We start from the raw sequence: 18,443 nt of genomic DNA, 5'->3' as shown, positions 1-18,443 counted from the left end.
GAGGGGAAGTGATGACGTCCACGATGCCGCGCCTGAGCGCGATGATGTTCCTGCAGTTCTTCATCTGGGGCGCGTGGTTCGTGACCCTGGGCACCTATCTGGTGCAGGGCCCGCTGCAGGCCAGCGCGAGCCAGGTGGCGACGGCCTTCCTCAGCCAGTCGATCGGCGCCATCGTCGCGCCCTTCCTGGTGGGACTGATCGCCGACCGCTACTTCGCGGCGCAGCGCATCCTGGCCGTGCTGCACCTGGCCGGCGCGGCGCTGCTGTGGGGCGCGTCGGTGGCGACGAGCTTCAGCACGTTCGCCGCCTGCGTCATGGCCTACATGCTGCTGTTCATGCCGACGCTGGCCCTGGTCAACAGCATCGCGATGCGGCACATGCAGGCGCCGGAGAAGCAGTTCCCGCCCGTGCGCGTGGCCGGCAGCATCGGCTGGATCGTCGCCGGCGTGCTGATCGGCTGGCTGGGCTGGGAACAGGGCCAGCGGCTCGAACTCACCTTCCGGATGGCCGCGACGGCCTCGCTGCTGCTCGGCCTGTACGCGCTCTCGCTGCCGCATACGCCGCCGCTGGAACGGCAGCGCAACGCGCGGCTGGGGGAGATCCTGGGGCTGGAAACCGCGGCGCGCCTGCTCAAGTCGCGCTCGTACCTGGTGTTCTTCCTCGCCTCGATCGCGATCTGCATCCCGCTGTCGTTCTACTACAACTTCACAAATCCCTTCCTCAACGACCTCGGCGTGCGCGGCGCGGCCGGGCTGCAGTCGCTCGGCCAGGTGTCCGAAGTCCTGCTGATGCTGGCCATGCCGTTCCTGTTCGTGCGCCTGGGCGTCAAGGTCATGCTGGCGGTGGGCATGGCGGCGTGGGTGCTGCGCTACGTGATGTTCGCCTTCGGCGATCCGGGGTCGGGGTTCGCGCTGCTGGTGATCGGCATCGTGCTGCACGGCATCTGCTACGACTTCTTCTTCGTCACCGGCCAGATCTATACCGATGCCCATGCCGGGCCCGAACACCGCAGCAGCGCGCAGGGTTTCATCACGCTGGCGACGTACGGCGTCGGCATGCTGATCGGCACCTTCCTGTCCGGCGCGGTCGTGGAGCACTACACCACCGAGGCGGGCCGGGACTGGCAGCAGATCTGGCTGTTCCCGGCGGGCGTCGCGCTGGTGGTGCTGGTGGCCTTCCTGTTCCTGTTCCGCGAACGGCCGGCCGCCGCGCCGGCCACGCACTGAGGCGCGGGGCAGATGGGCAAGCTTGGCGTCGCCATCGTCGGCACCGGGATGATCGGCGCCGTGCATCGTCGCGCGGCGATCCTGGCCGGCGCCGTGGTCAGGGGCGTGGGCGCATCGTCGCCGGAACGCGCCCGGGACGTGGCGCAGGCCTGGGACGTTGCGCGCGCCTATCGCGACATCGCCGAAGTCGTCGCCGATCCGCAGGTGCAGGTCGTGCACGTGTGCACGCCCAACCACCTGCACCGGGCGATGGCGCAGGCTGCGCTCGAAGCGGGCAAGCACGTGGTCTGCGAAAAGCCGCTGGCGACGACGCTGGACGATGCGCGGGCCTTGGCCGCGCTGGCCGCTTCCACCGGGCTGGTGGCCACCGTGCCCTTCGTCTACCGCTACCACCCGGTCGTGCGCGAGGCGCGCGCCCGCATCGCCGATGGCGCGCTGGGACCACTGCGCCTGATCCACGGCAGCTACCTGCAGGACTGGCTGCTGGACCCGGCGAGCAACAACTGGCGCGTCGATCCGGCGCTGGGCGGTGCCTCCCGCGTGTTCGCCGACATCGGCTCGCACTGGTGCGACCTGGTGGAATGGGTGACGGGCGAGCGCTTCGTCGACGTCAGCGCCGCGTTCGAGACCGTGATCGCCGAGCGCGCCGCCGCCACCGGCCAGAGCTTCACCACGCCTGCGGCCGGCGGCGGAATGCAGGCGGTGTCGAGCGAGGACGTCGCCGCGGCCATGTTCAAGACCGGCAGCGGCACCCTGGCCTCGTTGACCGTCAGCCAGGTGTCGGCCGGGCGCAGGAACCGCCTCTGGTTCGAGATCGACGGCGCCAGGGCCAGCGTGGCCTTCGACCAGGAAGACAGCGAACGGCTCTGGATGGGATTCCCCGACCAGCGCGAAGAGATCTTCGTGCGCGGCCCGGGCGCGGGCAGCGCCGAACAGCGCAGGCTCGCGGTGCTGCCGGCCGGCCACGCGCAGGGCTACGGCCACTGCTTCGACGCCTTCGTCGCCGACACCTACCGCGCGATCGCGGCCGAACGGCCGGAAGGGTTGCCGACGTTCGACGACGGGCTGCGCTCCGCGCTGATCGTCGATCGCGTCATCGCATCGGCCAGGGCGCGCGCCTGGACCGCCATCGGTCAGGCGCCCTAGACCCGCTCCGCCACCTCGTCCACAACCGTCGGAATCCCGGGAGGAAACCATGACGATCACCATCCCGCGCGCAATCGCGACCGCCGCGCTCCTGTCCCTTGCCGCCCTGCCCGTCTTCGCAGGGGATACCGCCACCCGCGACGAATCCATCGCGGTGCAGATGTACACGCTGCGCAGCATCGCCTCGCTCGAGGACCGGCTGAAGATCGTCCACGACGCGGGCATCCGCGCCGTGGAGACCGTCGGCACGCAGGATGTCACGGCCGAGGAGCTGAAGCGGCTTCTGGACAAGTACTCGATCAAGCCGATCGCGACCCACGTGCAGCTGTCCGACCTGCGCAGCGACCTCGACGGCGTCGCGGCGTTCAACAGGTCGATCGGCAACACCGTGCTCGTGGTGCCCTGGCTGCAGGAAGGCGAGCGCCCCGTCGACGCCGCCGGCTGGAGCGCACTGGGCAGGGAACTGGGCGCGATCGCAGGCAAGCTCCAGGCCCAGGGCATGACGCTCGGCTACCACAACCACGAATTCGAGATCGTCGATTTCGACGGCAAGACCGGCCTCGAACTCCTGTTCGAGGCCGCCGGCCCCGCAGTCGTGGCCGAGATCGACCTGGCCTGGGTGGCGCGCGCCGGCCACGATCCGGCGGCGTTCCTCGGCAAGTTCCACGGGCGCGTGTTCGCCGTCCATGCCAAGGACATCGCGCCCGAAGGCCACCCCGAGGAGGAGAAAGGCTTCGCCGCCGTGGGCAGTGGCGTGCTGGACTGGAATGCGATCCTTCCCGCAGCCGCGGACGCGGGCGTGAAGTGGTACGTCATCGAACACGACGATCCGCTCGACCCGGCCGCCGCCGTCCGGACCGCCGCGGCCTACCTCGGCGAACGCCTCGCCACGGGCGCACTTGCCGCTGACAATCAGTTGAGCCGGCAGGAACAAAACGACGGCTGGCAACTGCTGTTCGATGGCGAAGACCTGTCGCAGTGGCGCAATTTCAAACAGGACGAGCTCAGCGACAAGTGGGTCATCGAAGATGGCGCCATCAAGCTGACCGGCGCAGGCGGCGGCGACATCCTGACCAAGGCCCGATACCAGGATTTCGACCTCAGGCTGGACTGGAAAATCGCGGAAGGCGGCAATAGCGGAATCTTCGTCCTGGCAGACGAAACCGGCAACCAGATCTACTCGCATGCACCGGAAATCCAGATCCTGGACAACGAACGTCACCCCGACAACAAGCTGGCAACCCATTTGTCCGGTTCCCTGTACGACATGATCGCCTCACCTGCGGCCTCGCATAAAAAGGCCGGCGAGTGGAACCAGGTGCGCATCCTCCTGGACCAGGGCCAGCTGACCATCTGGCAGAACGGGGTTCAGACGGCATCGGTGAAGATCCACGGCCCGGAGTGGCAGCAACTGGTGGCCGCCAGCAAGTTCGCCGACTGGCCGGGGTTTGCCGCCAACAGCAGCGGCCATATCGGCTTGCAGGATCACGGCGACGTGGTGTGGTTCAAGAACCTGAAGATCAAAGAGCTGAAGTGATGAACGATTTCGCCCATGACGTCCTGGTCGTCGGCTCGGGCGCCGGCGGCGCCATGGCCGCCTATGAGTTGACCCGGCAAGGCCACAAGGTGCTGATGCTGGAAGCCGGTCGCGACTACGACCCGCGGACGGAAACGCCGATGTTCCGGCCCAACTCCGCCGCACCGCTGATGGGCGCTTCCACGCCGGACAAGGAGTTCGGCTTCTATGATTCCACCGTGGACGGCGGCTGGCAGGTGCCGGACGAACCCTACACCACCGCCGAAGGCTCCGAGTTCCTGTGGTGGCGCGCCCGCATGCTGGGCGGCCGTACCAACCACTGGGGCCGCTATTCGCTGCGTTTCAGCGAGCATGACTTCAAGGGCAAAAGCCGGGACGGCCTGGGCGCCGACTGGCCTTTCGACTATGACGACATCGCCCCCTGGTACGACAAGACCGAAGCCCTGATCGGCGTCTGCGGCACCAATACCGGCCTGGACGACATGCCGCCGTCATCGGAAGGGGTCTTGCAGCCGCCACCGCCACCGCGGGTACCGGAACTGCTGATCGCCGCCGCGGCGAAAAAACACGGGATCACGGCAGCGCCCATGCACCGGGCCATCCTGACCAAACCGCTGGATGAGCGCGCCGCCTGCTTTTATGCCACGCCCTGCGGCTACGGCTGCTCGATCGGCGCCGCGTTCCAGACCACCACCTCGCTGCTGCCGATGGCGCGGGCAACCGGCAATCTGCGGATCATCACCGATGCCATGGTCAACACCGTGACCACCGATGCACAGGGCAAGGTCACCGGCATCACCTATATCGACAAGAAGACCTCCACCGAACGGCAGATCGGCGCGAAAGTGGTGGTCCTGGCCGCCAGCGCCTGCGAGTCGGCGCGCATCCTGCTCAATTCGAGAAGCGCCAGCCATCCCGACGGACTGGCCAATTCCAGCGGCCAGGTCGGCCGCAACCTGATGGACTCCACCGGCGCGGGTCTGTCGGCACTGGTGCCGGCGCTGATGGACCGGCCGCGCTACAACGAGGACGGCCACACCGCCAACCACCTGTTCATTCCCTGGTGGGGACACGAAGCCCAGGCCAACAAGGAGCTGGATTTCCCGCGTGGTTACCACTTCGAGCTTGGCGGGCGCTTCGGCGAACCCGGCGCCTACGTCAGCGGCGACCTGCAAGGCTATGGCCCGGCGCTGAAGCAGCAGGTCCGCGCACATTACGGCGCCTACGTCTCGTTTTCACTCCGCGGCGAAATGCTGCCGAACGAACATTGCTACATGGACATCGACCCACAGGTGACGGACAAGTGGGGCATTCCGGTGCCGCGTTTCCACTGGCAATGGTCGGAACACGAGCTCAAGCAGGTCGAGCATGGCCTGAAAACCGCCAAGGCCATCCTGGAAACCATGGGTGCGACCGTTGGCGAGTTGCCTGCCGCAAAAGACGCCATCAAGAAGGGCGGCGAAATCATCCACGAGGTCGGCACCACCCGGATGGGCAGCTCCAGCAAGGACTCGGTGACCAACCAGTGGGGGCAGAGCTGGGATTGCCCGAACCTGTTCGTGATGGACGGCGGCGTTTTCGCCTCCAACCCGCACAAGAATTGCACCCTGACCATCATGACGCTGGCCATGCGCAACAGCGCCTGGCTGGCGGCCCAGCTTGAAGCGGGGACACTGTGATGAAAGAACCCACGCACAACCAGAACACGACTGATCACATCGACAGCCCTGCACCTGCCTACACGAACCGGCTGAGCCGGCGCGATTCGCTGAAGCTGTTGGCGGCACTGGCTGCAAGCGCCGTGCTGCCGGCATTGCCCGGCTGTGCGTCGACGCCAACGGCAGGAACCGCCGGTGACGCGGCAAGCAACGGGCACTGGCCGGAGCTTGAACTGCCGCCTGTCACGGCCAAGGGCTACGGCAAGGATCCGGATCTGATGACGCCGCCGGAAACGCCGTGGCCGTTGACGTTGACGCCCGCCCAGCTGTCGCTGCTGGCGTTGCTGTCGGACATTGTCGTGCCCCGGGAAGGCGAGTGGCCGTCGGCTTCTGCCGCGCAGGTGCCCACGGTGATCGATGAATGGGTCAGCGCGCCCTATCCCAACCAGCAGCAGGATCGGCTGACGGTGCTGTCGGCGCTTGCCTGGATTGACGACGAGGCCGCCATGCGCTTTTCGCGGCCGTTCACGGCGCTTGCCACGCCGCAGCAACTGGCGATCATCGACGATATCGCCTACGACAATGGACAAACCCCGCCACAGTTCCAGCGTATCGCCAACGCCTTCTCCCGGCTGCGCAATCTGGTGCTGGCGGCTTATTTCTGCACGCCGGAAGGTCTCGAGGACATCGGCTACCTGGGCAACGTGGCCATCGCCGGCAGCTACCCCGGTCCCACGCCGGAGGCTTACAGCCATCTGGACAAGACGCTGGCGGAGCTGGGATTGAGCGAGTTTGCCTATCCGGTGGCTTAAGGGATCTCTGAACAAGTCGTCATTCCGGCGAAAGCCGGAATCCAGCTCTCCGGCAAGGGCTGGATCCCGGCTTTCGCCGGGATGACGACCCAGGGCTTGTCCAGACCTTCCTCAAGTCAGCCTCCCCGGCAACCTGCCCTGCAAACGGGCTCCGCAGCCGGGAACCGGCCTACAGCTCCCGCACCCAGATGTTGCGGAAGCTGACCCTGGAATCATGGTCCTGGAGGTAGATCGGCGCGCAGCCGTGCGGCGGGTAGGAAGGCGCGCCGATGTATTCGGTCTTGCCCGACAGCACGGTGTCGTCCTGCACGAGGACGCCGTTGTGCAGCACGGTGATGCGCGCGGGTGAGACGAGTCCGCCGCCCTCGGAGAAGCGCGGCGCCTTCCAGAGGATGTCGTAGGCCTGCCAGACGCCCGGCGCACGCGAGGCGTTCACCAGCGGAATGGCCTGCTTGTAGATCGAGGCCGCCTGGCCGTTGGGATAGGTCGGGTTGTCGTGGCTGTCGAGCACCTGCAGTTCGTAGACCTCCTGCAGGAAGATTCCGCTGTTGCCGCGGTTCTGGCCCTCGAACCCCTCGACCTCGGCGGGACTGCGCCATTCGACATGCAGCTGGATGTCGCAGAAACGCCGCTTCGTGCGGATGCCCTTGCTGCCCGGCACCACGGTGAACGCGCCGTCCGCCACGGCCCACGGCGCGTCGCCGCCCTGCTCTCCCTCCCAGGCCGAGAGGTCGGTCCCGTCGAACAGCACCACAGCATCGGAGGGTGCGGCGCCCTCGGGCGTGGCGACGACCGCCGGAACCGGCGTCCAGGCTTCGGTCTTCGCCGGATCGTCCTGCGCCTGGGCAAGCGCGGGGACCACGGCCAGGAAACAGGCCGCCACGATCGGTTTGATCGTCATCTTCCCTCCAGAAAGATCGGCACACGCAAGTCGGCGGCTCATATCAGCGGGTCGCCCAGGCAGGCGTGCCGGGTGCATAGGCCATGTCGCCGTCGTAGTACCCCGGCACGGCGACGTATCGCAGCACTTGCGTCGCGCCCACCTCGGAGGTGAAGAAGCCGAACAGGACGAGTTGCTTGATCATCGTGAAATAGTGCGGCTTCGCCGGCCCCGGGCTGGTGCCGTCGGGCGCCACCCATGCGCCACTGGCCTGCGCTTTTGCTTCGGCGTCGAGGGTGCGCAGCAGTTCGGTACGGGCGTCGGGCGCCATCGCCATGAAGCGGCCGCCGGCACGCTGGTCCAGGTCGGCCAGTCCGGAACGGAACGTCGCCTGGTCCTCGGGCGTGTAGCAGTCGGTCACGAACCTCGCCATGAACAGGCCCACACCCGCGTCCTTCGCCCCGGGCGTGTCGGTCCGCGGCAGGATCGTCTCCGCGATTTCGTCGAGCTTGGCCACGTCGTCTTCGGAAAAGGCGCCCTCTCCGCCCGGGACGGGAGACTGGCCGAGGACGAAGGCCGGCATACCGATCATCGCCGCACCGGTGGCGGCAGCGATCATCTTCAGCAGTTCGCGACGTTCCATCACAGGTTCCCCGCCTTGAGTTCGCGCACCGCGTGGTCCGCGGCCCGCGCGGTCAGCGCCATGTAGGTCAGCGACGGGTTGACGCAGCCGCTGGAGGTCATGCAGGCCCCGTCCGTCACGTAGACGTTCGGCGCATCCCAGACCTGGTTGTGCTCGTTCAGGACCGAGCTCCTGCGGTCGCGGCCCATCCGCGCCGTGCCCATCTCGTGGATGCCCATGCCCGGGGCGTAGTCGCCCTCCGTGGCCCGGACGTGCTTGACGCCGGCGGCCTCCAGCATCTCGGCGGCGTCCGCGCCCATGTCCTTGCGCATGGCCCGTTCGTTCTCGCGCAGGGACACGTCCATCGCCAGTACCGGCAGGCCCCACTTGTCCTTGCGCTCCGGATCGAGGCGGATGGTGTTGTCGTGATGCGGCAGCATCTCGCCGAAGGCGGTCATGCCGATGGTCCAGTCTCCCGGCACGCTCAGGGCCTCCTTCAGGCCGGCGCCGATGTTGAGCTCGGCGATGTCGCGCGACCAGCCGGTGCGGCTGGCCGAGCCCTGGTAGCCGAAGCCGCGGACGTAGTCGCGCCTGTCCTCACCGACGTTGCGGAAACGCGGAATGTAGAAGCCGCAGGGGCGACGGCCGAAGTAGTACCTGTCCTCGTAGCCCTCGACCGTGCCGTGGGCGCCGACCTGGAAATGGTGGTCCATGACGTTGTGGCCCAGCTCGCCCGAAGAAGACCCCAGGCCGCCTTCCCAGACGTCGGTGGCCGAGTTCATCAGCACCCACGCCGAGTTGAAGGCCGATGCGTTGAGGAAGACGACATTGGCCGTGTACTCGTAGGTCTGGCCGTTCTCGGCGTCGATGATCTCCACCCCGCGCGCCCGCTTGCGGTCCTTGTCGTAGAGCACTTCCTTGACGATCGAGAACGGGCGCAGCGTCAGGTTGCCGGTCTTCATCGCCGCCGGCAGCGTCGCCGACTGGGTCGAGAAGTAGGCGCCGTACGGGCAGCCCAGGATGCACTTGTTGCGGTACTGGCAGTTGACGCGGCCCTGTTCGACCCGGGGCTCGGTGATGTTCGCGGTGCGCGAGTGGATCAGGCGGCGCGCACCGCCGAACGCCTTCTCGATCCGCGCCGCCACGTCCTTCTCGACGACGTTGAGCGGGATCGGCGGCAGGAACTGGCCATCGGGCAGGACGTCCAGCCCCTCGACGGTGCCGGCGATGCCCGCGAACCGCTCGACGTGGTCGTACCAGGGCGCGATGTCGGCGTAGCGGATCGGCCAGTCGACGGCGATGCCCTCCCTGGCGTTGGCCTCGAAATCGATCTCCGAAAGGCGGTAGCTCTGCCGGCCCCACATGAGCGAGCGGCCGCCGACGTGATAGCCGCGGAACCAGTCGAACCGCTTCGTTTCGGTATAGGGGCAGTCCTTCTCATTGGCCCACATCCCCTGCGTGTTCTCCGCCAGCACGTAGTCGCGCCTGAGGACCGGATGGTCCGCCTTCATCGCCTGGGTCGGGACATTGCGATGCGGGAAGTCCCACGCCTCCGTCGCCGCGTTGACGTAGTCCTTGATGTGCTCGATGTTGCGGCCGCGCTCGAGCATCAGGACCCTGAGCCCCTTCTCGGTCAGCTCCTTCGCGGCCCAACCGCCGCTGATGCCCGATCCGACGACGATCGCGTCGTAATGATTGTCTGCCATGGGGATGTTTCCCTGGGTGGATAGTCGATTTCAGACGTCGCAGAGGCGGATCGCTTCGCGCAGCGAAGCGACGGGATCCGGCGCTTCGGGGATGAACTCCTGCGCCAGGTAGCCGTCGAATCCGGTGTCGCGGATCGCGCGGCAGATGGCGGGATAGTTGAGCTCCTGGTCGTCGCCGATCTCGTGCCGGCCCGGCACGCCCGCGGTGTGGTAGTGCACGAAGAACGGATGGTGCTTGCGGATGGTGGCGATGATGTCGCCCTCCATGACCTGCATGTGGTAGATGTCGTAGAGCAACCCGAAGTTGTCCGACCCGATCCGCTCGCACAGTTCGATCCCCCACGCGGAACGATCGCAAAGGTAGTCGGGGTGGTCCACCCTGGAATTGAGCAACTCCATCACCAGCATGACCCCGCGCTTTTCGGCATGCCCGAGGATGCGCTTGAGCCCCGCCTCGGCGTTCGCCAGCCCCTCCCCGGGATCCATGCCGTTGCGGTTGCCGGAAAAGCAGATGAGGTTGCGGTAGCCGGCATCGGCCACCAGGTCGATGTGACGGGTATAGCGTTCCACCAGCTGATCGTGGAACTCGACCGCGGCGAAGCCCTTGTCCAGGCCGATCTCCGCACCGTTGCACATCGAACTGGTCACGCCGTGCGCCTTCAGCGTGGACCAGTCTTCCGGGCCGACCAGATCGATGGCGGAAAAGCCGATCTGCTTCACCGTCCGGCAAAGCTGCTCGATCGATTGCTGCCTGAACGTCCAGCGGGCGACGGAATGCTTCAGGTTGCCCTCGAGCGGCTTTGCGGCGGTGCGCGCGGGCACCACCCTGGCCGCGGCCAGCCCGAGGCCACCTGCCACCGCGGCGCGTAGCGCGTTTCGTCTCGTGAATCGGGCGTTCATGGCGCTCATCCCGGCTTCCCCGGACCGCCGCAGGAAGCTTGCTCAGACGAATCCTTCGAGGCATCGCCCCTGCCGCGGGAGGCACTTCGGCCACGGATGCGATGCGTCGGCTTGATCGAATAGCTGCCCATCCATCCCGGCCTCCCAACCGGCATGAAACTTCAGGATTTGCCCGAATACAATCGATTGCACCATAGACAGCACAAGGTCTGATTACAAGACTTCCGGCTGCGGAATTCCATGCTGCAAAGCACAACCATCAGCGCTACTCACGCCACCATGCCTGCAAAGGCCTCGCAGGCCGGCGCGCGCCCGGGCGCGTCGACGTTCGCACCCATTGCCGTCCGACTCCAGACCGTCCGCCCGCCGGCCAGACTTGTGGACGTCCATCGGGGTTTGACCGAAACGGCCAACCATCATTGGACCGCGCACATGCGAGCAGTATCGGGGACGATAGATCTGGGCCCACCAGGATTCGAACCTGGAACCAAAGGATTATGAGTCCTCTGCTCTAACCGTTGAGCTATAGGCCCGCAGCAGGGGAATTCTAGCGTGCGTCACGGGAACGAAACGGGCCCGGCATATGCTGCGGGACCACGCCCGATCCGGAGGAGCAGCATGAACACGCAGCAGATCGCAGACCGGCTGGTCGAACTGTGCCGCGCCGGGAACTTCGAGCAGGCCTACGACGAACTGTTCGCCGAAGACGCCGAGAACATCGAGATGCCGACAACCGCCGAAGGCCCGCTGGGCAACGCCAAGGGGCTGGATGCGATCCGACGCAAGGGCGCGGCCTGGGAGGAAGGCATCGAGGAGATGCACGGCGGCAGCGTCGGCGAGCCGATCGTCGCCGGCAACTGGTTCGCGCTGCCGATGTCGATGGACGTCACCTTCAAGGGCCGCGGCCGCATGGCGATGGACGAACTTTGCGTCTACCAGGTACGCGACGGCAGGATCGTCCGCGAGCAGTTCTTCTACGACACCTGAGGCCGGGCGCTGTCCGCGACGGAAAAGCCCCGCCGAGGCGGGGCTTTTCGTTTCCGGCGCATGCGGCCGGGCGTCAATCGATGTCGAGGAAACTCCGCAACTGCTCCGAGCGGCTGGGATGGCGCAGCTTGCGCAGCGCCTTGGCCTCGATCTGGCGGATGCGTTCGCGGGTGACGTCGAACTGCTTGCCGACTTCCTCGAGGGTGTGGTCGGTGTTCATGTCGATGCCGAAGCGCATGCGCAGCACCTTGGCCTCGCGCGGGGTCAGGCCGGCGAGCACGTCGCGCACGGTCTCGGACAGGTTGATGTCGGTGGTCGCCTCGATCGGGGACATCACGTTGGTGTCCTCGATGAAGTCGCCCAGGTGCGAGTCCTCGTCGTCGCCGATCGGGGTCTCCATGGAGATCGGCTCCTTGGCGATCTTCATGACCTTGCGGATCTTGTCCTCGGGCATCTCCATTTCCTTGGCCAGCTCCTCCGGCGTGGCCTCGCGGCCGTATTGCTGGAGCATCTGCCGGGAAATGCGGTTGAGCTTGTTGATCGTCTCGATCATGTGCACCGGGATGCGGATGGTGCGCGCCTGGTCGGCGATCGAGCGGGTGATGGCCTGGCGGATCCACCAGGTCGCATACGTGGAGAACTTGTAGCCGCGGCGGTATTCGAACTTGTCGACCGCCTTCATCAGGCCGATGTTGCCCTCCTGGATCAGGTCGAGGAACTGCAGGCCGCGGTTGGTGTACTTCTTGGCGATGGAGATGACCAGACGCAGGTTGGCCTCGACCATCTCCTTCTTGGCCTTGCGCGCCTTGGCCTCGCCGTAGGCCATCGCGCGGTTGATCTCCTTGAGGTCGGCGAGCGAGACCATCATCCCCTTCTCGATGGAGATGGTGGCTTCCTGCTCGGCGATGATCTGGTCCTTGACCTCGCGCATGCCCGACGACCACTTCTGCTTGCGCTTGAGCACGTCGTCGACCCAGCCCAGGTTGGTCTGGTTGCCGTCCCAGGCGCGGATGAAGTCCTTGCGCGGCATCTTCGCGACCTTGGTCGACAGGTCGAGGATGCGGCGCTCGTGGTCCTTGATCTCGCCGACCACGTCGCGCAGCTTCTTGACCAGGGTGTCGGTCAGCGGCAGCGGCAGCTTGAAGGTGGTGAAGACCTCGGCCATCTCCTCGCGCAGCTTCAGCACCGGCTTGGCGCCGGGACCGTTCTTGGCGTAGGACTTCTGGAACTTCGCGTAGGTGGCGGCCAGCACGTCCATGCGGCGCGCGACCTCGGCCGGATCCGGGCCGGTGGGGCCGGCGTCCTCGGCATCGCTGTCGTCGTCGTCGGCATCGTCGTCGCCGTCGGAATCGTCCGCGCTGTTGTCGGCGGCGGCGGCGGGCGTCGGGATCTCCTCGACGGCTTCCTCGAGGTCGTTGAAGCCGACCACGATCTCGGCCAGGCGCTTCTTGCCAGCCTTGTGCAGGTCGTAGTCCTCGAGCAGCAACTGCACCGACCACGGGAAGCTGGCCAGCGCCGAACCCATCTGGTTCAGGCCTTCCTCGATGCGCTTGGCGATCGCGATCTCGCCCTCGCGGGTCAGCAGCTCGACCGTGCCCATCTCGCGCATGTACATGCGCACCGGGTCGGTGGTGCGGCCGCCCTCGCTGTCGAGCGCGGTCAGCGTGGCCGCGGCTTCCTCGGCGGCGGTGTCGTCGACTTCGCGGTTGCCGCTGGAGTCGCCGGTGAGCAGCAGCGATTCGACGTCGGGCGCGATCTCGTGCACCTCGATGCCCATGCCGTTGATCATGCCGATGATGTCCTCGATCTGCTCCGGATCGACGAGGTCGTCGGGCAGGTGGTCGTTGACTTCGGCGTAGGTCAGGTAGCCCTGCTCGAGCCCCTTGGAAATCAGGAGCTTGATGTCGGACTGTTCGGCTGGACGTTCGTTCGCCATGTGGCGCGCACCGGGGAGAAAAGTGAACCCGTAATTATACCATTCCGCCGGACGGGGTTCCTGCGCGGAAGGGACGCGACCGGGACCTGGAACGGCCCGGCTGGCGACGATATGGGCCCGGAATCGCCGGTTTCCAGCCACCCCGGCCGATCCATCGGCATTTCCGGCCCCCGCCGGACATTCCGGGCCGTCCGGCGGGGGGAAATCAGGCCCTGAGGAGGAAGGTCACCGGCCCGTCGTTGACCAGGGCGACGACCATGTGCGCCCCGAACCGGCCGGTTTCCACCGGCGCCGGGTGCCGCGACCGGCATTCAGCCAGCAGTCGGGCGAAGACCCGCTCGGCCTCGTCCGGGGCCGCGGCGGTGCTGAAGCCCGGCCGCATCCCCGAGCGGGTGTCGGCGGCCAGGGTGAACTGGCTGACCAGCAGCAGGCCGCCACCGGTGTCGGCCAGCGAGCGGTTCATGCGCCCCTGGGCATCGGCGAAGACCCGGTAGCCGAGCAGGCGCTCGGCCATCCGCGCCACCTGCGACTCGCCGTCGCCCGGCTCCACGCCCACCAGCGCCAGCAGGCCGGGGCCGATGCGGCCGACGGCTTCGCCGTCGACGGAGACGCTGGCTTCGGTGACGCGCTGGATGAGGGAGAGCATCGGCGTAGGAATCGGGGCATCAGGGACCGGGGAAGCCTAAGGCTTTGTCATCCCGAACGCAGTGAGGGATCTGCTTCTCGACCCGCGGCAGGTGAAAGCAGATCCCTCACTGCGTTCGGGATGACAACAGTGGGGCACCCCGCGTCCGGAGCCACGGTGCACGCCCGCCTCGCGAGGTTCCCCGCACCGCTGCCGACATTCCGGCCTCGCTACACTCCCCCGCATGACCGACCTCCTCGCCCGCCTGCTCTACGCGCTCGCCGCCGCCATCGGGCGGCTGCCGTGGCCGGCCCTGCGCCGGCTCGGCGATGCGCTGGCCTGGGTCTCGCTGCGCACCGGCGCGCGGGAAAGCGGGGTCGCGCTGCGCAACCTCGAGCTCGCCTATCCGGACCTGCTGCCGGGCCAGCGCGAGCAATGGCGTCGCGCGGTGCTGCGCACGACCGGCCTGCAGACGCTGGAAACCCTGCGGCTGTGGACGCGCCCGCACGCGGAGAACCTGGCGCTGATCCGCGAAACCCACGGCGATGGCCTGTTCGACGCCGCGCTCGCCGCCGGACGCGGGCTGATCGTCGCCGCGCCCCATTTCGGCAACTGGGAGCTGCTCAATCAGTGGCTGGCGGCGAAGACGCCGCTGGCGATCCTGTACAAGCCCCCCGAGTCCGCCATCGGCGAGGCTTTCCTGCGCCTGGTGCGCGCCGATGCCGACGCCGATCGCGTCACCCAGGTGCGCGCCGAGGGCGCCGGCGTGCGCCAGCTGTACAAGCAACTGCAGGCCGGCGGCGTGGTCGGCATCCTGCCCGACCAGCAGCCCAAGGGCGGCGACGGCGAGTTCGCGCCGTTCTTCGGCGTGCAGGCCTCGACCATGACCCTGCTCGGCCGCCTGGCCGCGCGCAGCGGGGCGACGGTGCTGTTCGCCTGGTGCGAGCGGATCGGGTCCGGGGCCTACGCGCTGCGCATCGAAGCCGCCTCGCCCGGTATCGACTCGGCCGACCCGAAGGTCGCCACCGCCGCCCTCAACGCCGATGTCGAACGCATCGCCCGGCGCGATCCCGCGCAGTACCAGTGGACCTACAAGCGCTTCAAGGCGCGGCCGCCCGGCAGCGACGAGGCCAATCCCTACGCAGACCTGGAGCGTCGATGAGCGACACCGACTCCCCGTCCGGCCTCCCGCCGCAGGGCGACGCGCCCGCCGCGCCACCGGAAGGCTGGCAGCCGCTGCCGCCGCGCGCGCGGCGCCTGTTCGTGCTCGGCAACGTCTTCGGCCTCGGCCTGCTGGCGCTGGGCCTGCTGGTCCCGATCGGGCTGCTGCTGCGCGATACGCCGCTGGCCCTGCCGCTGGCGCTGGCGGTGCTGGTGCTGCTGCCGGGCTGGGGTGTGTGGCTGGCGTACCGGCAGTACGCCTGCACGCGCTGGCGTCTGGACGGCGACGGCTACGCGCTGCGCCGCGGCCGGCTGTGGCAGCAGGAAACCTTCGTGCCGAAATCGCGCGTGCAGCACCTCGACCTGCAGCGCGGGCCGATCGAGCGGCGCTTCGGCCTGGCGACCCTGGTGATCCACACCGCCGGCACGCGCCACAACGCGGTGTCGACCGCCGGACTCGGGGCCGAGGACGCGGAATGGCTGCGCGACCGCCTCGCGCGCTGGATCGAGACCGATGACGACGACGCCTGAGCCGCCGCCCGCCGCCGGGGAACGCCGGCTGCATCCGTGGTCGTGGCTGTTCGTGCTGATCGGCTCGCTGCGGCAGTTCCTGCTGCCGCTGGCGGTGCTGCTGGTCTACGGCGGCCGGCGCGAGGAGAACTACCAGCTCGTCGTCGCAGGCGTGGCGGTGGTGGTGCTGGCGCTGGTGTCGGTCTGGCGCTACTTCACCTATCGCTACCGCGCCGACGGCGACAGCCTGTTCATCCGCAGCGGCCTGCTCGAGCGCAGCCTGCGCCAGGTGCCGTTCTCGCGCATCCACAACGTCGAGCTGCGACAGACCCTGTTGCACCGCCTGTTCGGCGTGGCCGAGGTGAAGCTCGAGTCCGCCGGCGGCACGAAACCGGAAGCGCAGATGCGCGTGCTCAGGCTCGACGACGCGCTGGCGCTGGAGCGGCTGATCCGCCATCGCGGACGCGGCGCCGACGTCGTCGATGCCGACGCGACGGACGCGGGCGAACCCCTGCTGGCGCTGTCGACGGCCGAGATCGTGCGCCTGGGGCTGATCTCCAATCGCGGCATGATCGTGGTCGGCGCCGCGTTCGCGCTGTCCTGGCAGGTCCTGCCCGAGGACGCCTACAAGCCCGCCTTCAACCTCGCCCGGCGCGAGGTCTTCGGCTATGCCGAGCATTTCAACGGCAGTTGGTCGTCGACCGCGCTCGCGGTCGCGGGCGTCGTGCTGCTGGCGCTGGCGCTGGTGCGCGCGTTCTCGGTGCTGCTGGCGCTGACGCGCTACCACGGCTTCGAACTGCGCGAGCACGGCCGCCGACTGACGGTCGAACGCGGCCTGCTGGCGCGCGTGCGCAGCAGCGTGTCGCGCCGGCGCATCCAGGCCTGGACGCTGCGCGAAGGCATCCTGCACCGGCTGTTCGGCCGCCGCTCGCTGGGCATCGACACTGCCGGTTCGCAGGTCGGCGACGGCGAACAAGCGCAGCGCGATCCTCCCGAACTCGCGCCGATCGCGACGCCCGACGCCTGCGATGCGCTGCTGCGCCACCTGCTCGACGGCGCCGACTGGCCGCCCGCGGACTGGCGGCCGCTGCATCCGCGCGCCTGGCAGCGGCTGCTGGTCGGCGACGCGGTGTTCGCCGCGCTGCTGGCCGCCGGCCTGTGCTGGTACCTCGGCCCCTGGGGCCTGCTCGGCCTGCTGTGGCTGCCCTGGGGCTGGCTGCTGGCGACGCGGCATGCGCGCCTGTCCGGCTACCGCGTCGACGCAAAACTCGTCGCGGTGCGCGAAGGCTGGTGGTCGCGGCACTGGCGCTTCGCCGAAATCGACAAGCTGCAGGCGCTGCAGCTGCGGCAGTCGCCGCTGGACCGCCGCTTCGGCATGGCCTCGCTGTGGCTCGACACCGCCGGCGCCGGCGCGATGTCGCCGCCGCTGCGCATGCGCTACCTGCCGGAGGCCGAGGCACGACGCCTGCACGACACGCTGGCGCATGAACTGTCCCGGCGGCCCCTGCGCTGGTGACGCGCCGCGCAAGCCCGCGTCGCTATGCCGCCGGGCCCCAATACCCCAGCCGCTGGCGGAGCTGCAGGCCACGCAGACGCGTGGTGAAAGGCTTGGGCGCCAGCGATCCCAGTCGCCCCGCCACCAGGTCCTCGACTGCCTGCACCACACGCGCCGATGACCGGCCATCCCGCCAGGGATGGATGTCGTCGGCGTGGGCGTGGATCGCCGCGAGCCGTTCGGCGGTCGGCGACAGGGCGGCGCGCAGCATGTCCGGCAGTTGTGCAGAATCGTCGAAATCGATCATCCACGGCTCCGGCCGCCGATGCCGGAACGTCACCACCGGCTTGCGCTGCACGGAGAACTCCGGCACCACCGACGTGGTATCCGACACCAGCACGTCGGCCGCGCGCTGCGCGACGACGATCTGTTCGGGCTCGACGAACGCGGCGTTGGCACCCGCCAGCGCACGGTACCGGTCGAACAACGACGAATCGCACTTCGGGTGCAGCGTCAGCAGCCAGTAGCGTTCGCCACGCTCGATGTCGGCGCGGATCGCCTCATGCAGGTGCGGCGCGGCGCTGACGCGCTCGGTGAACGTCGACGCGAACATCGCCACCGGCCGCCCTTCCGCCCGCTCCCGCATGCGCGCCGACGCACCTCCGTCGTCGCGGAACAGCGGGTCGAGTTTCGACCATCCGGTTTCCACCACCTTGAAATGCCCCATCCGATCCGCCAGCGCGCGGAACGGCGCAGTGGTTGCGGGCCCCTGCGTGCAGTACAGGTCGAACAGGCCGCGGATGCGGAAATGCCCGCGCCGGTCGGAATGCTTGCTGGTGTTGAAGCCGTGGAACAGCTGCACCTTCGCACCGCCGAAGAACGGCGGGATCCAGTCCATCGCGCACAGCACCGCGTCGGGGCGCAGCGCGACCGCGCCCCGCGTGTCCCACATGCTCGCCGGCGCGGGCAAGGCGCAGCCGGCCGCCGCCAGCGGGCCGTCGAACCAGCCGTGCACGTCGTGGCCGGCGGCGAGCAGGGCCTCCACCAGCGGCTCGATGATCGGAAGCGCGTAGCGTTCCCGCGCGGCCAGCAGAATGTCGGACACGGAGGGCTCCTGGTTGCTTCGGCGGCGATTCTAGGGAACCGGGCATCGCCGGGAAATGAAGCCCCGCCCGGCACGGCCTGCAAGCCGTCGCGGCGCGCGATGTCCTTGCGCTTGCGCCCTGTACCATGGGGAACGCA

The 18,443-nt window shown here is 68.2% G+C and carries 16 protein-coding genes, 1 tRNA gene and 1 pseudogene; 10 read left to right on the top strand and 8 right to left on the bottom strand.

Annotated elements, in window-relative coordinates:
* The first annotated feature begins 11 nt into the window (after positions 1–11).
* The 6 genes and pseudogenes from FQY83_RS15355 to FQY83_RS15335 all read left to right on the top strand — a co-directional run bounded on the left by FQY83_RS15355 (position 12) and on the right by FQY83_RS15335 (position 6,379).
* Entirely contained in the window at positions 12–1,226 is a 1,215-nt protein-coding gene (locus tag FQY83_RS15355) for a nucleoside permease (RefSeq protein ID WP_146388863.1), read from the top strand.
* Between the two features lie 12 nt (positions 1,227–1,238).
* Positions 1,239–2,372 carry a Gfo/Idh/MocA family protein gene (locus FQY83_RS15350; RefSeq protein ID WP_146388862.1) on the top strand — a complete coding sequence of 378 codons (1,134 nt, stop codon included), beginning with the start codon at positions 1,239–1,241 and terminating at the stop codon, positions 2,370–2,372.
* A 49-nt stretch (positions 2,373–2,421) separates the two neighbouring features.
* Positions 2,422–3,264, top strand: a pseudogene (locus FQY83_RS17835) (sugar phosphate isomerase/epimerase family protein); the annotation flags it as partial.
* Positions 3,265–3,288: 24 nt separating this feature from the next.
* Positions 3,289–3,909: a 3-keto-disaccharide hydrolase gene (locus FQY83_RS17830; protein ID WP_238333526.1), complete on the top strand. Its 621-nt coding sequence runs from the start codon at positions 3,289–3,291 to the stop codon at positions 3,907–3,909.
* Positions 3,909–5,588 carry a GMC family oxidoreductase gene (locus FQY83_RS15340; protein WP_146388860.1) on the top strand — a complete coding sequence of 560 codons (1,680 nt, stop codon included), beginning with the start codon at positions 3,909–3,911 and terminating at the stop codon, positions 5,586–5,588. The genes FQY83_RS17830 and FQY83_RS15340 overlap by 1 nt, the downstream gene beginning before the upstream one ends.
* A complete protein-coding gene (locus FQY83_RS15335; RefSeq protein WP_146388859.1) occupies positions 5,588–6,379 on the top strand; it encodes a gluconate 2-dehydrogenase subunit 3 family protein in 792 nt (263 codons plus the stop codon). The genes FQY83_RS15340 and FQY83_RS15335 overlap by 1 nt, the downstream gene beginning before the upstream one ends.
* 169 nt (positions 6,380–6,548) lie before the next feature.
* On the opposite strand, the gene FQY83_RS15330 is transcribed toward FQY83_RS15335, so the two are convergent.
* The 5 genes from FQY83_RS15330 to FQY83_RS15310 form a co-directional block, all read right to left on the bottom strand.
* Positions 6,549–7,280 (bottom strand): 3-keto-disaccharide hydrolase, encoded by a 732-nt coding sequence (locus FQY83_RS15330; protein WP_146388858.1) that lies wholly within the window; start codon positions 7,278–7,280, stop codon positions 6,549–6,551.
* Positions 7,281–7,323: 43 nt separating this feature from the next.
* Positions 7,324–7,902: a gluconate 2-dehydrogenase subunit 3 family protein gene (locus FQY83_RS15325; protein WP_146388857.1), complete on the bottom strand. Its 579-nt coding sequence runs from the start codon at positions 7,900–7,902 to the stop codon at positions 7,324–7,326.
* The gene (locus tag FQY83_RS15320; RefSeq protein ID WP_146388856.1) at positions 7,902–9,587 is read right to left on the bottom strand and encodes a GMC oxidoreductase; all 1,686 of its coding nucleotides are present in this window, start codon (positions 9,585–9,587) and stop codon (positions 7,902–7,904) included. Before FQY83_RS15320 ends, FQY83_RS15325 begins: the two co-directional genes overlap by 1 nt.
* Positions 9,588–9,617: 30 nt before the next feature.
* Positions 9,618–10,487: a hydroxypyruvate isomerase family protein gene (locus FQY83_RS15315; RefSeq protein ID WP_238333520.1), complete on the bottom strand. Its 870-nt coding sequence runs from the start codon at positions 10,485–10,487 to the stop codon at positions 9,618–9,620.
* A gap of 460 nt (positions 10,488–10,947) precedes the next feature.
* Positions 10,948–11,020: transfer RNA gene (locus FQY83_RS15310), tRNA-Ile, on the bottom strand.
* A gap of 85 nt (positions 11,021–11,105) precedes the next feature.
* On the opposite strand from FQY83_RS15310, the gene FQY83_RS15305 reads away from it, so the two are divergent.
* Positions 11,106–11,474, top strand: coding sequence for a nuclear transport factor 2 family protein (locus tag FQY83_RS15305; RefSeq protein WP_146388855.1), 369 nt, complete (start codon positions 11,106–11,108; stop codon positions 11,472–11,474).
* A gap of 73 nt (positions 11,475–11,547) precedes the next feature.
* Here FQY83_RS15305 and rpoD read toward each other — a convergent pair whose 3' ends face one another.
* On the bottom strand, positions 11,548–13,410 hold the full coding sequence (rpoD, locus tag FQY83_RS15300; protein WP_146388854.1) for an RNA polymerase sigma factor RpoD: 1,863 nt from the start codon (positions 13,408–13,410) through the stop codon (positions 11,548–11,550).
* A 205-nt stretch (positions 13,411–13,615) separates the two neighbouring features.
* Entirely contained in the window at positions 13,616–14,056 is a 441-nt protein-coding gene (gene dtd, locus FQY83_RS15295; RefSeq protein WP_146388853.1) for a D-aminoacyl-tRNA deacylase, read from the bottom strand.
* 223 nt (positions 14,057–14,279) lie between these two features.
* Between dtd and FQY83_RS15290 the strand changes: the two genes are divergently transcribed.
* The 3 genes from FQY83_RS15290 to FQY83_RS15280 are packed head-to-tail and all read left to right on the top strand — an operon-like array spanning position 14,280 to position 17,222.
* On the top strand, positions 14,280–15,197 hold the full coding sequence (locus FQY83_RS15290) for a lauroyl acyltransferase (protein ID WP_146388852.1): 918 nt from the start codon (positions 14,280–14,282) through the stop codon (positions 15,195–15,197).
* Entirely contained in the window at positions 15,194–15,727 is a 534-nt protein-coding gene (locus FQY83_RS15285) for a PH domain-containing protein (RefSeq protein WP_146388851.1), read from the top strand. The genes FQY83_RS15290 and FQY83_RS15285 overlap by 4 nt, the downstream gene beginning before the upstream one ends.
* Positions 15,711–17,222: a PH domain-containing protein gene (locus tag FQY83_RS15280; RefSeq protein WP_146388850.1), complete on the top strand. Its 1,512-nt coding sequence runs from the start codon at positions 15,711–15,713 to the stop codon at positions 17,220–17,222. The genes FQY83_RS15285 and FQY83_RS15280 overlap by 17 nt, the downstream gene beginning before the upstream one ends.
* A gap of 22 nt (positions 17,223–17,244) precedes the next feature.
* Here FQY83_RS15280 and FQY83_RS15275 read toward each other — a convergent pair whose 3' ends face one another.
* Positions 17,245–18,306 (bottom strand): CDP-glycerol glycerophosphotransferase family protein, encoded by a 1,062-nt coding sequence (locus FQY83_RS15275; RefSeq protein ID WP_146388849.1) that lies wholly within the window; start codon positions 18,304–18,306, stop codon positions 17,245–17,247.
* Between the last annotated feature and the right edge of the window lie 137 nt (positions 18,307–18,443).

Origin of the sequence: Luteimonas marina (assembly GCF_007859325.1) — a bacterium.
Lineage (GTDB): Bacteria > Pseudomonadota > Gammaproteobacteria > Xanthomonadales > Xanthomonadaceae > Luteimonas > Luteimonas marina.
This window is presented reverse-complemented; position numbering and strand designations above follow the sequence as displayed.

Excerpts from the sequence above, each read along its gene's own strand:
- FQY83_RS15355 (WP_146388863.1), top strand. The coding sequence starts at position 12 with ATGACGTCCACGATGCCGCGCCTGAGCGCGATGATGTTCCTGCAGTTC.
- FQY83_RS15350 (WP_146388862.1), top strand. The coding sequence starts at position 1,239 with ATGGGCAAGCTTGGCGTCGCCATCGTCGGCACCGGGATGATCGGCGCC.
- FQY83_RS15340 (WP_146388860.1), top strand. The coding sequence starts at position 3,909 with ATGAACGATTTCGCCCATGACGTCCTGGTCGTCGGCTCGGGCGCCGGC.
- FQY83_RS15335 (WP_146388859.1), top strand. The coding sequence starts at position 5,588 with ATGAAAGAACCCACGCACAACCAGAACACGACTGATCACATCGACAGC.
- FQY83_RS15330 (WP_146388858.1), bottom strand. The coding sequence starts at position 7,280 with ATGACGATCAAACCGATCGTGGCGGCCTGTTTCCTGGCCGTGGTCCCC.
- FQY83_RS15325 (WP_146388857.1), bottom strand. The coding sequence starts at position 7,902 with ATGGAACGTCGCGAACTGCTGAAGATGATCGCTGCCGCCACCGGTGCG.
- FQY83_RS15320 (WP_146388856.1), bottom strand. The coding sequence starts at position 9,587 with ATGGCAGACAATCATTACGACGCGATCGTCGTCGGATCGGGCATCAGC.
- FQY83_RS15315 (WP_238333520.1), bottom strand. The coding sequence starts at position 10,487 with ATGAACGCCCGATTCACGAGACGAAACGCGCTACGCGCCGCGGTGGCA.
- FQY83_RS15305 (WP_146388855.1), top strand. The coding sequence starts at position 11,106 with ATGAACACGCAGCAGATCGCAGACCGGCTGGTCGAACTGTGCCGCGCC.
- rpoD (WP_146388854.1), bottom strand. The coding sequence starts at position 13,410 with ATGGCGAACGAACGTCCAGCCGAACAGTCCGACATCAAGCTCCTGATT.
- dtd (WP_146388853.1), bottom strand. The coding sequence starts at position 14,056 with ATGCTCTCCCTCATCCAGCGCGTCACCGAAGCCAGCGTCTCCGTCGAC.
- FQY83_RS15290 (WP_146388852.1), top strand. The coding sequence starts at position 14,280 with ATGACCGACCTCCTCGCCCGCCTGCTCTACGCGCTCGCCGCCGCCATC.
- FQY83_RS15285 (WP_146388851.1), top strand. The coding sequence starts at position 15,194 with ATGAGCGACACCGACTCCCCGTCCGGCCTCCCGCCGCAGGGCGACGCG.
- FQY83_RS15280 (WP_146388850.1), top strand. The coding sequence starts at position 15,711 with ATGACGACGACGCCTGAGCCGCCGCCCGCCGCCGGGGAACGCCGGCTG.